Here is a 14,499-nt window from a genome sequence, read left to right as displayed (position 1 = left end):
GCAACAAGTTTAAAAAACAACCCATTGCAATACGACAAGCCTCATAAATTGCAGCTGCTTTGGTTGCTATTTACTCAGCTCGCTGATTTTTTCAGCGAGCAGACTTCTTTGTAATAAATCGCCACGATTTTCATTTTTTTGTGATACAATCCCGCCTCTTTTTTTTCTCACTCAAGAACAAGCATGAAGTTTCCTGGTCAGCGTAAATCTAAACACTACTTCCCAACTCACGCTCGAGATCCATTAGTAAACCAAATCCGACAGGCACCTAAGCTATATCGCCCAACTATTGTTGGTGTCGGTCAAACCATTGTAGATATCGAAGCACGTGTAGATGACGCGTTTTTAGAGAAATACAACCTGAGTAAAGGACATTCGCTCGTTCTTGAAGAAAGCAAAGCAGATGCACTTTACGAAGAACTGGTTGAGCAAGGCCTGATCACACACCAATACCCAGGTGACACGATTGGCAATACTCTTCACAACTACTCAGTTTTAGCCGATAGCAAATCCGTTTTGCTCGGTGTGATGTCTAAGAACATTCAAGTCGGTTCTTTTGCTTATCGCTACCTTTGCCGTACGTCTTCACGCATGAACCTTAACCATTTACAAACGGTAGATGGCCCTATTGGTCGCTGCTACACCCTAATTTCTCAAGACGGTGAGCGTACATTTGCTATCAACGAAGGTCATATGAATCAACTACTTCCGGAAAGCATTCCTGAAGAGATCTTTGAGAAAGCATCAGCCCTGGTTGTTTCTTCTTACCTAATGCGTGGTAAAGAAGAAGATCCAATGCCTAAAGCGGTACAAAGAGCGATCGACTTTGCTAAGAAGCACGATGTCCCTGTTGTACTTACGTTAGGGACAAAGTACGTTATCGAAGGTAACGCACAGTGGTGGCAAGAATACATTCGCGAAAACATTTCTGTTGTCGCTATGAATGAAGAAGAAGGTGCGGCGTTAACAGGTGAAACAGAGCCGCTAGCTGCTGCTGATAAAGCACTTGAGTGGGTTGATCTCGTACTTTGTACAGCAGGACCAAATGGTCTGTACATGGCTGGTTACACCGACGAGAAAGTAAAACGAGAAACCACACACGACATCCTTGAAAGCTCCCTCGAAGCCTTTAACCAGTACGAGTTTAGTCGTGCGATGCGTAAAGAAGACTGTCAAAACCCAATGAAGGTCTACTCTCACATCGGCCCTTACCTTGGTGGACCATTAGAGATTAAGAACACTAACGGTGCAGGTGATGCAGCCCTTTCAGCCTTACTGCATGACATGGCAGCAAACTCTTTTCACCAAAAAGAAGTGCCTAACTCAGAAAAGCACGAAGTACGATGCTTAACCTACTCCTCACTTTCTCAGATTTGTAAATACGCAAACCGAGTAAGCTATGAAGTGTTGACGCAGCACTCTCCTCGCCTATCGCGAGCGCTTCCTGAACGAGAAGATAGCTTAGAAGAGACTTATTGGGATCGTTAAAACGACAGCTTTAAAGCTAAAAATATATCAAGGTCACCATTTGGTGGCCTTTTTGTTTTTATCTAGCACTATAACGAGTAGATTTCGTTAGTATGTCGCACAATACGAAGCAGTAAACTCTTTACAAGCCTAACCGAAACAGTACCATCACCAAGCAGACCTTTGCCTCACAATAATACTCGTTATAACTCAGGTAGTTTTTCAACGCTACCTGTGTGCCACTTTGGGGATTCTCCATGCAGTCAGATATCGAAATTTGCCGAAACACACCACTTTCTTCTATTGATGTTATCGCGGAAAAAGTAGGACTATTGCCCGAAGAGTATGACACTCACGGGAAGCACAAAGCCAAAGTCCACCCAAAATGTTTGGAACGACTCAAAGCAAATGATGACGGTAAACTTGTACTCGTCACTGCGATCACGCCGACTCCTCTTGGCGAAGGAAAAACCGTTACGACGATAGGACTGGCGCAAGGTTTAGCAAAGCTTAATCAATCTGTTATTGCATGTATAAGGCAACCTTCGATGGGACCCGTCTTCGGTATTAAAGGTGGCGCAGCGGGCGGCGGTTATTCTCAAGTAGCTCCAATGGAAGAGTTAAACTTACACCTTACTGGTGACATTCACGCAGTGACAGCGGCGCACAACCTTGCTTCAGCCGCTCTTGACGCTCGCTTGTTCCATGAGCAACGCGAGGGTTATGATGCCTTTGAATCACGCACCGGGTTAAGAGCACTTAAAATCGACACGGCAAGTATTACTTGGAAACGAGTGATGGACCATAATGATCGTGCACTACGTAAAGTCAAAATTGGCCTCAATGATGCAGGAAAAACCATCAATGGTTTCGAGCGTGACGAAGGGTTCGATATTTCAGCCGCTTCTGAGTTAATGGCTATCATTGCACTAGCCAAAGATTTAAAAGATTTACGTCAACGTATTGGGAAAATTGTCGTAGCGTACGATTTGAACGGAAACCCCGTCACTACGGAAGATCTACAAGTTGCAGGAGCAATGGCAGTAACACTAAAAGAGGCGATTGCACCAACACTGATGCAAACTCTAGAAGGTGTTCCTACGTTGATCCATGCAGGTCCATTTGCAAACATCGCCCATGGAAATTCATCCATTATCGCGGACGATATTGCGCTAAAACTGTCAGGTTACACGGTAACTGAAGCCGGTTTTGGTTCGGATATGGGATTTGAGAAAGCGTGTAACATTAAAGCTGCTGCCGCCAACAAAGCCCCGGACTGTGTAGTGATCGTAGCAACATTACGCGGCCTCAAAGCGAATTCCGGACACTACGATTTACGACCAGGTATGGCTATTCCAGATTCCATTTTTAATCCGGACCAAGCAGCATTGGAGGCTGGGTTTGAAAATTTAAAATGGCACATAAATAACGTTCATAAATACGGTTTACCTGCTGTCGTTGCCATTAACCAGTTTCCACAAGATTGTGTGAAAGAGCTTAAAGCTCTTGAAGATCTGATTCACCAATTTAATCCCGAAGTTAAAGTAGCCATCAGCACCGCTTTTTCGCAAGGCGGACAAGGCGCAACGGAACTAGCTCAACATGTTATTGATGCGTGTACCACGCCTGTAGAGTTTTGTCCGTTATACAACAAAGAGCAATCATTACTCGAAAAGCTCATGGCAGTATGTGAAGCGGGCTATGGAGCAACCAATATAGAAATGACTCCTATCGCGACTGAACAGCTCAAACATTTTGAGCAATTAGGCTTTAACAACTTAGCGGTTTGCATCGCGAAGACACCACTATCTATAACCACGGACTCCGCAGTCAAAGGGGCACCAACTGGTTTTACCGTCCCAATCCGCGAGCTGCGCTTGTGTGCGGGTGCAGGATTCGTTTATGCATTATCTGGTACCGTGATGACGATGCCAGGCTTACCTGATAAACCCGCATTTATGAACTTAGATCTTGATGATGAAGGAAATATCGTCGGTCTCTCTTAGTGCAGTGATAACGTATCGCTATCAGTGAAGTGAGCATATTCATTGAGTGAGTGGTCTACTTACCTATCCACTCACTCTCAACAACTGTGAAAAGAGTTGTCTCAGGCCTTCTACTCTTGAATCGTTGATACAAAGCTCTCCTGCCTTACATCAACGCGCCTGTTTTAGGCCTTTAGAGTTAAGACGCTAACCCTAAGCCTTGTTTGGCGATAGTTATTAAGCTAGAAAACCCTATTTATCTTCTTGTTTTGTCGCCACTTTACATTGTAAATCCATACTTGTTGACTTCTCCTTTCTACAATTTTGCGCCAATTTGATGCACGGGCTATTTAGCGCTTCACTAATATGGTGCAGTTGTCTTACAGTGAAATTTTAACCTCCTTGATTTTTAAGGAGATATTCTATGGCTCGATTCTTGTAGTAGACTTTTCACTAATAAGCACATTAGCACATGCTTTTCAAAACCTCTGCGTTGCATACCACCTCCTTCAGGTTAGCACCGTTTTGATGCATGTCAGAAAAGGGAAAGGGAATACTATGGAAGACGCACTTGCCGTAATTTTAGCAGGAGGGATGGGGTCTAGACTCAGCCCACTCACCGATGACAGAACCAAGCCAGCCGTACCTTTTGGCGGAAAATATAGAATTATAGATTTCACACTAACCAATTGTTTACATTCGGGTTTACGCAAGATCCTTGTTTTAACCCAATATAAATCTCATTCACTTCAAAAACACTTACGAGACGGCTGGTCGATATTCAATCCAGAGCTAGGCGAGTACATCACTGCTGTTCCACCACAAATGCGCAAAGGTGGTGCATGGTATGAAGGAACCGCCGATGCGATTTATCACAACATGTGGTTGCTATCGCGAAATGATGCAAAGTATGTGGTTGTGTTATCCGGCGATCATATCTATCGAATGGACTACGCCGCAATGCTTGAAGAGCATAAAGAGAAAGGTGCTAAGCTCACCGTTGCCTGTATGGATGTTCCCGTAGAGGATGCTTCAGCATTCGGTGTAATGGGCACCGCAGAAAACGGGCTCGTTACTTCGTTTATAGAGAAACCTGAAACCCCACCTACTCTTCCTGGAAGCGCGACCAGAAGCCTTGTTTCTATGGGAATATATATCTTTGATATGGATGTTTTGAAAGAAGCGCTTGAAGAAGACTCAAAACTCGATTCATCAAGCCATGACTTCGGAAAAGACATCATACCTAAGCTGATTGATACCGAATCCGTTTACGCTTATCAATTCTGTGGCAGTAAAGGGCGCGTCGATAAAGATTGCTATTGGCGCGACGTGGGTACCATTGATTCCTTCTATGAAGCGAATATGGATCTACTAGAACCTGTGCCGCCAATGAACCTTTATCAGTCCAATTGGGCGATTCGTACTTACGAGCCGCAGTTTCCACCAGCTCGTACTGTATCGTCGGCCACGGGTAATGAAGGCATTTTTATTAACTCCATCATTGCTACCGGTGTCATCAATTCCGGAGGCTCAGTACAGCACTCCATAATCTCCTCTAACGTACGCATTCAAGATAGTGCAACGGTAGTCGATTCCATCATTTTTGATGACGTAGAAGTCGGTGAAGGAAGTCAGTTGGTCAACTGCATAGTTGATAAACATGTTCGTATTCCGCCACATACTCAAATTGGCATCAACAAACTTGAAGATGCGAAGCGATTTAAAATCTCAGACAAAGGTATTGTCGTCATACCCGAAAGTTACCAATTCGATTAAACGACAAACTATCACAACAAAAAAGCGCACGATAATCATCGTGCGCTTTTGTTTAAGTGCCTGTAAACATTAGGCTATAACAAATAATCCATAATAATTAGATGTTACATACCGTTGACCAGCTACCATCTGTACCCGGTTCAGCCGCTGTCCACCAGTTCGCTTGGTAAACCACACCGTTGTGGATGATCTTATCACCTTGGTTAGCGTGGCTTGGATTACCTGCCCAATCCGTTTGTGGCAGAGCTGGGTATGTCACTAAACCTGTCGTATCACACGTACCTGGTTCAGTGGTACCACCACCCGTGCCCGCATTGAGATCACCAATTGGTAGATCTGGCTGTTCAAACTTGAACGCAAACTCTTTACCACCAGAAATCACTGAGTAGTTAGCCGGACCAGAGATTGGTAGGTAGTAAACCATATCAAGCTCGTAAGTGCCGCCCGCTGGCAAGTCTTTCCATGCTGGTAGAGAGAACGACACACGGTGCATTACGCCATCTAAGCCACCAATGTTGTTTGCTCGAGTATGTCCAGAAGCAATCACTTTCAAACCACCACCTGATTGGTCTTTCGCGTTGTCCGGCGCAGATGCTGGGATATCGAATTGGAATTCAGTACCGCCAGGGATCGCTTGACCAGTGTTGTTCGTAAACGTGATTTTCGGGTTAATTGGGTAGTTTTGATCGCCAACTTTGAAGCCGCCAACACTAACAGTAATGTCTACTGCTTCAGTTGGTGTTGGACCAGTCGCTACTTTATTACCGTAAGGCGTCGCAGACTTAAACTTGTCGTAGATAGCTTTGGTCATAGTGTTACCCATGTGGTATTCACCATTACCTGCCGCACAAGCTTGTTCAGTGGCATCTACTGCCGTACGATTACCATTTGCATCCAGTACGTAACAGTTGTAGTCACCGGCTAGTTCCCAGAACATGATACCGCCGATCTCTTTATCGATAACGTAATCGGCTTTCACCTCGATAGAAGCTTTATCTTCCGTAGATAGGAATACGCTCTTCTCTGCGTTCCACAACCAAGGTGCCACAGCAACGCTATCGTAATGACGGGTATAAGTACCAACAAACTTATCTGAAGGATCGTTGACAGGGTCGAGACCGTAAGCAGCTGCGTAAGAACCCCAAATACCGTTTTCTAGGTTCTTAGCATGCCACATTGGGTTAGAACCAGCGCCCATTTCGTTTCCTTTAGGGTCGGTATCATGCCACATGTTGTCGATACCAATAGCGCCGTGACCACAGTTGTTCTTCTCACCTTCACCTGTGCCCGGTTGGCACTCTGCTTGGTTTGGTAGTGCCGCTCGGCCCCAAAGGCCATTGTCGCCACCAGTAACACCTTGCCAACCACGGGTGTAGTAAGGAACACCAATGTTGATACGACCTGCTGGCATAGAGCCACGGAAGTAATGGTAAGCCCAGTCTGTGTTCAAGTAACCGATACCACCGTATGCAGCAGTGCCGTATACGTTCCACTGCGCTAGCTCAGAGTCTTTACCTGTATCGAATAAAGCCGCGTTATGACCAACGTGATCATTCCAAGCCCCATGCAAGTCGTAAGACATGATGTTTACGTAGTCTAGGTACTTAGTTACATCGAAGGTTTCCATCCCACGTAGCAAGTAACCTGAAGATGGTGCTGCGATAGTCAGCATATAATGAATACCATCTTGCGCGGATGCCGCATCAAGTTTCTCACGCAATACTTTCATCAGCTCTTGGTAAGACGCCCATAAATACTGACGACGTGGTTCCATGAAGTCTTTGTCGTAAGGGTTACCAGCACCAGCCATTGACGTCGGGTATTCATAGTCGATATCCAGACCATCGAACTTGTACTGACGCATCATTTCAACGGCTGAAGTTGCGAACTTCTCAATACCAGCATGATTAATAGAACCGTCCGCATTCGTCGTCATGGTGTAGAAGCCACCATCAGCTACACGATCGCCGTTCGTATCGAAGTGACCGCCCGTTTCAGCCCAACCACCAATCGAGATTAGCGTTTTAACATCATGTTTTTGCTTGTAAGTTGCTAGTGCACCAAAATGACCTTTAAAACCAAGAGCGGGATCTACCTCAACGCCTGGCCAAGTTTTACCTGTAGCAGGGTTGTTAGGATCATTTACGTCGCCAACGTTTACTTTGCCGTCAGAACCAATGCTCACAAACGCGTAGTTAATGTGAGTAAGTTGTTCCCAAGGAATGTCTTTAACAAGGTAAGTCGATGGTGGGTCGTCACCTGATCGCCAACTGGTGAAGTAGCCGATTACACGACGTGGGTGATCAGCCCCCATTTTCTCACGGCCTTCTTCGTCATAAATAGAACAGTAAGGAACATCTACACCCGTTGTTTGATAAAGACCATCAGGACGACAATTAGATGTCACTGCGCCGCCGTTTACTGTTAACGTCGCAATTGCAGAATCTGCTGTTGCTCCAGCATCATCGGTTGCTCTCGCATAAACACTTAATGAGCCAGCTTGTGAAGGGGTTACATCCAGCGTGTATGGCGCTGTTGTAGCAGTGCCAGCAAGCACACCTGCAACATAAAAATCAACTTTAGCAACGGTACCATCCGCATCCGTAGCATTTGCAGTCAGTGTTACGGAACCACCCAGGTCAATAGAGCTCGCAGAAAGCGCGACATCCACTGTCGGCGCTTCGTTACCAGGTTGCGCTGATGCCACAGTTAACGTCACAACACTTGCCGTACTAACGGCACCTGCATCGTCATAGGCCTTGGTAGAGAACTCGTGCTGTCCTTCAGTTGCTGTCCACGATGCAGCATACGGCGCAGACGTTGCCTGACCAACTAATACACCATCAACAAAGAACTCTACTTTGCTAACAGTCCCATCAGTATCTGCCGCATCTGCAGCTAGGTTAACAACATCACCCGCAGTCACAGAAGCCGACGCAGAAGGCGATGTCAGAGTAACCGTCGGAACTTCATTCTGAGGTGGATCAACCGGTCCAGTGCCATCACAAGCGCCAAGTGTTTCCCACTCGCCCCACTCACCAGATTGCGCTGGATTATTGTTTTGCGTCCAGTAACGCGCTTTATAAGCATTACCTTCATGCTGAACTTGGTCGCCACCGTTATAAACTTTTGACGATTGCCAAGTTTCTAGAGGGGCACAGTCAACTGCTGCGTAGCTATTGAAGGCCATAAGACAAGAAGCGGTGAGTGTGCTTAGTGTGAACACGTTTTTCACTGCGTTGCCGTTTTTAAGGTGCATAATCGCTCTTCCTTAAGTTATTGTTAAAACAATACTAAATGCGCTAAACGAAGCGCATCTATACTTTTATTTCGACGTAAAATAACTTAAGTACAAGTTGGTGATTTCACACTATCTATTTACGAGTTTTCCACACCGCCTCGCAACAATCCACTAAATGATTGCAACAACGTACCTATTATTTGGCACCAGTAACTAATTTTATAACTTAAATAAATATGTCACTCGCAAATTAATAAAAAAGGTAAAAAAAGTCGCCATTTTGAAATAAAGATCACTAAGCCTTTGTTGACCTTGGCGTTTCATTAAAATGCCGCTTGTACTCGCGACTAAACTGTGATGGGCTCGTGTACCCGACCATTCTCGCTGCATCATTAACACGTCGCCCCTCTAACTGGATCAATTCGCGCGCTTTGTTAAGTCGAACTTTCTTAATATATTGCAGCGGAGATTCAAGCGTGACATTGCGAAATGCTTGATGGAAAGCAGACACACTCATGTTGGCTTCTTCAGCCAATGCTTGTACGTTCAACTGTTCATGATACGCTTGATGTACACGATTTAGTGCTTTAGCGACCCTCGCGTAAGAACCTTCTTGATGTGCTAGGTCAAATAAAACATACCCCTCTTTGCTCACCAAAGTACGATACACAATTTCCTCAAGAAGCAGCTCGCCAAGCATGATGACATCAAGCTCGTTACACATTGCTTTCATTAACCGCTTGCACGCATCCAACATACCTTCATTCATACGTACCGACTTAAGGCCGCAACGGGTTGCATCCAGACACTTATTACTGAATTTCTCAGCCTCTAATTTTTTAACGAGTTTATGAAGAAGCGTTGGCGAAATATCTATCGAAATGCCAAGTAAAGGCTCATTGTTTGTCGCAAACGCTTCGCACTCTAGTGGCATGGGAACCCCGACAACAAGGTAATCTTCGGGCCCATATTGCACTGGTGTATCACCAATATGAATGTTCTTATGCCCTTGACCCAATACGATGATGCCGGACTGATAGACAAACGGCTGGCGATGATTCCCTTTGCTACTGCGATAAAACCATACGCCATCTATCGCTGTTTTCTTCATACCTTCTAGGTCATGCAGCCCCTGCTTTTCAACATATTGCTGCATGATATCTGCGAGAGTGTGCATTAGAGCGCTCCATCAATGACCAACGAGTTTGGTCTTTATTATCGTTTCGAGCACTATACTTCCTCTCGACATTAACTTTCTAGCTCAAGAGCATTAATTTTGTAGAAATAGGCAAATTATTTGCAGAAATCGACCTGTTAACGATCGTTAATCAGGACTAATATGCATGTATTCAATCTCCTTCACTGGAAGCAAGAGGGCTAATAATGAACTTTTCTTATGTAAACCCAACCAAGATTTTCTTTGGTCAAAAACAAATCGCTGCAATCAAAGAAGCTATCCCATCCGACCAAAAAGTTTTAGTGGTATACGGTGGTGGCTCCATCAAAAAAAATGGCGTGTACGACCAAGTAGCAGAAGCTCTTGAGGCACATGAATGGCTAGAGTTTTCAGGTGTTGAACCAAACCCAACCAAAGAAACACTCGATAAAGCAGTCGCAATGGTAAAAGAGCATGGCGTTGACTTTATTTTAGCGGTAGGTGGTGGTTCAGTCATCGATGGCTCCAAATACGTAGCAGCGGCATCAAAGTATGATGGTGATGGTTGGGATATCATGATTGGTAAGCACCAAGTCACTGAAGCGACGCCTCTAGCTGCAATTTTGACATTGCCAGCAACAGGCTCAGAGTCAAACATGGGCGCAGTTATCACTAAAAAAGAAACTCAAGACAAACTTCCGTTCATGTCTCCAGCAGTGCAGCCAAAATTTGCCGTGTTAGACCCAGATGTAATGAAAACACTGCCAGAACGCCAGCTTATCAACGGCATTGTTGACGCATGGGTGCACGTATGTGAGCAATACTTGACGCTTCCTACCGGTGCAATGGTTCAAGATGGTTACGCAGAAACACTGCTGAAAACTTTAAAAACACTCGGAGAACAGTTTGCGGAACGAGACGACGATATGTGGCGCGCAAACTTAATGTGGTCTGCTAACCAAGCATTGAATGGGTTAATTGGTAGTGGCGTTCCACAAGACTGGGCGACACATATGATCGGCCATGAATTAACGGCTCTATGGGGCGTTGATCATGCGCGTTCTCTTGCAATTGTCCAACCGTCGTTACTTCGTAACCAAATGCAGTTTAAGCGCCCTAAGTTAGAACAAATGGGTCGCAACGTATTTGGTCTTGAAGCAGGAGAGGATTTAGCAGAGCGCACAATCGAATCTATCGAAGCGTTTTATCATCAACTTGATGTCGCAACTAAGCTCGAAAACTATGGTGAGAGCCGTGAACAAGCTATCGATGCCATCATTGATCAACTAAACAAACACGGCATGACTGTTTTAGGTGAAAACCAGGCGATCACACTTGAACGTAGCCGAGAAATCTTAGAGTTAGCTGTCTCATAACTGCAACAATTCTTCACTGCCCTTCCTAGGGTTTAACGGTATTGTGACTTAACAGTCACAATACCGTTTTTTTATGCTATTTTGTAAGCCACATCACGTTCAAAACGAGGAGGCTTCTAAAAACAACGATTCCCTCCAGACAAAAAATCGGCCGTGTTGGTTAGTAAAGAGACAACTGTCCAGCTTTACACAAATAAAAATAATTGAGATCAAAGAACGAGTTAACTCGTTAATTAAGTTTTGATTTGTTGTAGTGATGTACTACATAATTTTGTCTGTTCGAGAAAACACTTTATGTGGCTAGTTGTTGTCGTATTAGCATTCATACATATCATCAGTATCCGTAAAGGCTCTAAATGGCTCTTTTACGTTTCTAAACCATTACCAGTGCTCTGTATGCTTGGTATTTTAATTCAGTCCCCGGCTTACCCAATGCCATATGCGCATTGGATTTTGATTGGCTTATCGCTCTCGTTGCTTGGTGACGTGTTATTAATGCTCCCTAGAGACAAGTTCATTACAGGATTAGTGCTCTTTTGCTCTGCCCATCTCTCCTATAGTTATGGTTTTGCCATCATGTCAGCGTGGCATTTTACACCTTGGCTCCCAATTGCCTTGTTCGGACTCGGTATATGCGTCTACTGGTTGTTCCGACCGGATCTCGGTAAAGAAAAACGGCCAGTTGCTAGTTATATATTGGTACTGATGACTATGTGCTGGGCTTCGATCGAGTATTATTTGAGTGGGAAAACACAATCCTCCTCTTTTGCAGTGCTCGGAAGCTTTATCTTTATTATCTCTGGCATCGTATTGGCTTTCGAACGCTTTGGAGGACGGTCAATATTTTCACGACAAGTTGTCATGGTGACCTACTATTCTGCACAGACACTAATGGTTATGTCTGTTGTTGCGATTGTTGTTCGTTATCCGTATCTCGTTGAACTGAGTTAGTCATACTCTAGACTCTAGACTGCACCAACATTAAAGAAACATGGATGTATCTTGTAAGCGATCTGAATAGAGTCTTAAAATCATCGCCTAAACATTAGCTTATTCTTAATGAAATTACGCGCACAACTTGCTATTGTAAAAGGATATTTTTCCGTTATAGCGTGCCCCTTTGAAAGAGAATACTCCCGTCGTTGAGTTTAGCGACGTAAATAAGTGGTATGGCGATTACCACGCTCTAAAAGACATCAACTTCTCCGTGCATTCTGGCGAGATCGTCGTGGTGTGTGGCCCTTCAGGTTCCGGAAAATCAACGCTCATTCGTTGCATCAACCATCTTGAATCGATTCAAGAAGGCCAGCTTCATGTGTTCGACCAGCCTTCTCACGCAAAATCTCTCAAGCCCGGTAAAATCGGCATGGTGTTCCAACACTTTCACCTTTTTCCTCACTTGACTGTACTGGAAAACCTCACCTTAGCGCCGATTCGCACACTCAAATTATCAAAACAAGAAGCTGAAAAACGCGCAAAACATTACCTAAAGCGAGTCAATATTGAAGAGCAAGCGAGTAAGTATCCTATCCAGCTTTCTGGCGGTCAGCAGCAACGCGTCGCGATTGCCCGCTCCTTGTGTATGGAACCGGATTTACTCCTGTTTGACGAGCCAACTTCAGCGCTTGATCCGGAAATGATCAACGAAGTGTTGGATGTCATGGTTGAGCTGGCTCAAAGCGGAATGACGATGATTTGCGTCACGCATGAAATGGGATTTGCCAAAAAAGTAGCGAACCGCGTGGTATTTATGGATGAAGGCCAAATCTTGGAAATGAACTCTCCAGTCGCCTTATTTGAGACACCACAGCATCCACGCACCCAAGCATTTTTGAACCAAATTTTAAGTTACTGATGATAGTTCGCGTAATCAAACCTGTCCTTCAAGCTTTACTGCAAATGACGCTCCTCTTCATAGCGATTGTGTGGGTGTTGGACTCTGGTGCCGACGCTATGGGCTATCAATGGCAATGGGAGCGCGTACCTGATTACATCGCTTTTTATGAAGATGGCGAATGGTGGCCGGCAGAACTTATTGATGGGCTATTGGTCACGCTTAACATCTCTGCTATTAGTCTATTTTTTACCTTAGTGTTGGGGTTGGTCACCGCGTTACTAAGGCTTAGCGATTCGAAAGTCGGCAATGTTATTGGTACCACTTATGTCGAAGTAATACGTAACACGCCGTTGTTGGTGCAAATCTATTTACTCTACTTCGTGTTTGGCCCCGTGATTGGTTTGGACCGATTCAGCACCGCCGTTTTGGCATTATCCCTTTTCCAAGGTGCCTACACCGCGGAAATATTCCGTGCAGGTTTAAACAGTATTCCTAAAGGGCAATTCGAAGCAGCACAAACTCTCGGACTATCACCGTTTTACACCTACAAAGACGTGATTTTGCCTCAGGTTTTACAGCGCACATTACCGCCATTAACCAATGAAGTGGTTTCTTTGATCAAAAACTCTTCCATTGTAAGCGTGATGGCGATTTTTGATCTAACGACACAGGCACGCAACATCGTCTCAGAGACGGCGATGCCGTTCGAAATTTGGTTTACCGTGGCAGCAATTTATCTTGCTCTCACTCTGTCACTTTCTGGCTTGTCTGCATGGCTAGAACACAAACTCGGAGCCAGTTGGCGCAAATTATAAGGAGATAACATGAAGTTATTCAAAGCGACCATTACTGCATTATTAGGGCTAGCCATAGCTATGCCTACAATCGCGAAAGAAGATGTCGCCACACCCAATGTAGATCAAATCAAAGAACGAGGTACTTTGCGCGTTGGTATGTCAACATTTGTACCTTGGGCAATGCGTAACAAGCAAGGCGAGTTAATCGGTTTTGAAATCGATGTTGCCAAACGCTTAGCAGAAGATTCAGGTTTGAAAGTGGAATTCGTACCGACTGCGTGGGATGGCATTATTCCCGCACTACTGGCGAAAAAGTTCGACGTGATCATTGGTGGCATGTCTGTTACGCCTGAACGTTCCAAAAGCGTCTTGTTTACTGCGCCCTACTCGCACTCAGGCGTTCAAGTAGCAGCAAACAAAGAACTCGCCTCTGGTTTTAGCGAATTTTCGGATTTTGACTCACGACGCGTAAAAATTGCGGCTCGTCGCGGCGCATTCACCGTTCAAGTAGCCAGAGAAACCTTCCCGAAAGCGAAGATCCTGCAATTTGATGACGACGCGCAAGCGTTCCAAGAGGTGCTGAATGGTAACGCCCACGCGGTCATTGCTTCTAGCCCAAAACCAGAACATGAGACAGTGAAACACAGCGACAAACTATTCCTTCCATTCTCTGAGCGACTATCACAAGGTAACGAAGCCTTTGCAGTTCGCTTGGGGGAAGAAGATAAAAAGGCCTTTTTCAATAAATGGATTGAAGCAAGAACCCAAGATGGATGGTTAAAACAACGTTATGAATACTGGTTCTCGACATTAGATTGGCAAGATCAAGTCGCGCAAGGCCAGTAATCTAAATGGCTCGTGGAC

At 44.9% G+C, this 14,499-nt stretch carries 10 protein-coding genes; 8 read left to right on the top strand and 2 right to left on the bottom strand.

Going from position 1 to position 14,499, the window contains the following annotated elements; genetic code table 11:
• The first annotated feature begins 183 nt into the window (after positions 1-183).
• From IQP38_RS14525 to glgC, 3 genes are all read left to right on the top strand, one after another.
• Entirely contained in the window at positions 184-1,488 is a 1,305-nt protein-coding gene (locus IQP38_RS14525) for an inosine/guanosine kinase (RefSeq protein WP_005376376.1), read from the top strand.
• A gap of 236 nt (positions 1,489-1,724) precedes the next feature.
• Complete coding sequence (locus IQP38_RS14520; RefSeq protein ID WP_104976103.1) at positions 1,725-3,473, top strand: formate--tetrahydrofolate ligase; 1,749 nt, start codon at positions 1,725-1,727, stop codon at positions 3,471-3,473.
• Between the two features lie 537 nt (positions 3,474-4,010).
• Positions 4,011-5,228: a glucose-1-phosphate adenylyltransferase gene (gene glgC, locus IQP38_RS14515; protein ID WP_033906540.1), complete on the top strand. Its 1,218-nt coding sequence runs from the start codon at positions 4,011-4,013 to the stop codon at positions 5,226-5,228.
• Between the two features lie 97 nt (positions 5,229-5,325).
• On the opposite strand, the gene IQP38_RS14510 is transcribed toward glgC, so the two are convergent.
• Together IQP38_RS14510 and IQP38_RS14505 are read right to left on the bottom strand one after the other, a co-directional pair.
• Positions 5,326-8,487, bottom strand: coding sequence for a chitinase C-terminal domain-containing protein (locus IQP38_RS14510; RefSeq protein ID WP_193837692.1), 3,162 nt, complete (start codon positions 8,485-8,487; stop codon positions 5,326-5,328).
• A gap of 277 nt (positions 8,488-8,764) precedes the next feature.
• The gene (locus IQP38_RS14505; RefSeq protein ID WP_005386077.1) at positions 8,765-9,646 is read right to left on the bottom strand and encodes an AraC family transcriptional regulator; all 882 of its coding nucleotides are present in this window, start codon (positions 9,644-9,646) and stop codon (positions 8,765-8,767) included.
• A gap of 206 nt (positions 9,647-9,852) precedes the next feature.
• On the opposite strand from IQP38_RS14505, the gene IQP38_RS14500 reads away from it, so the two are divergent.
• From IQP38_RS14500 to IQP38_RS14480, 5 genes are all read left to right on the top strand, one after another.
• Complete coding sequence (locus tag IQP38_RS14500) at positions 9,853-11,001, top strand: iron-containing alcohol dehydrogenase (protein ID WP_047103556.1); 1,149 nt, start codon at positions 9,853-9,855, stop codon at positions 10,999-11,001.
• 294 nt (positions 11,002-11,295) lie between these two features.
• Entirely contained in the window at positions 11,296-11,952 is a 657-nt protein-coding gene (locus IQP38_RS14495) for a lysoplasmalogenase (RefSeq protein ID WP_005376394.1), read from the top strand.
• Between the two features lie 169 nt (positions 11,953-12,121).
• Complete coding sequence (locus IQP38_RS14490; RefSeq protein ID WP_005376395.1) at positions 12,122-12,856, top strand: amino acid ABC transporter ATP-binding protein; 735 nt, start codon at positions 12,122-12,124, stop codon at positions 12,854-12,856.
• The gene (locus tag IQP38_RS14485) at positions 12,856-13,653 is read left to right on the top strand and encodes an amino acid ABC transporter permease (RefSeq protein ID WP_005376396.1); all 798 of its coding nucleotides are present in this window, start codon (positions 12,856-12,858) and stop codon (positions 13,651-13,653) included. Before IQP38_RS14490 ends, IQP38_RS14485 begins: the two co-directional genes overlap by 1 nt.
• Positions 13,654-13,662: 9 nt before the next feature.
• The gene (locus IQP38_RS14480; protein WP_170893211.1) at positions 13,663-14,481 is read left to right on the top strand and encodes a transporter substrate-binding domain-containing protein; all 819 of its coding nucleotides are present in this window, start codon (positions 13,663-13,665) and stop codon (positions 14,479-14,481) included.
• Positions 14,482-14,499: the final 18 nt, after the last annotated feature.

Source organism: Vibrio sp. OPT41, assembly GCF_015163595.1.
Classification (GTDB): domain Bacteria; phylum Pseudomonadota; class Gammaproteobacteria; order Enterobacterales; family Vibrionaceae; genus Vibrio; species Vibrio alginolyticus.
This window is presented reverse-complemented; position numbering and strand designations above follow the sequence as displayed.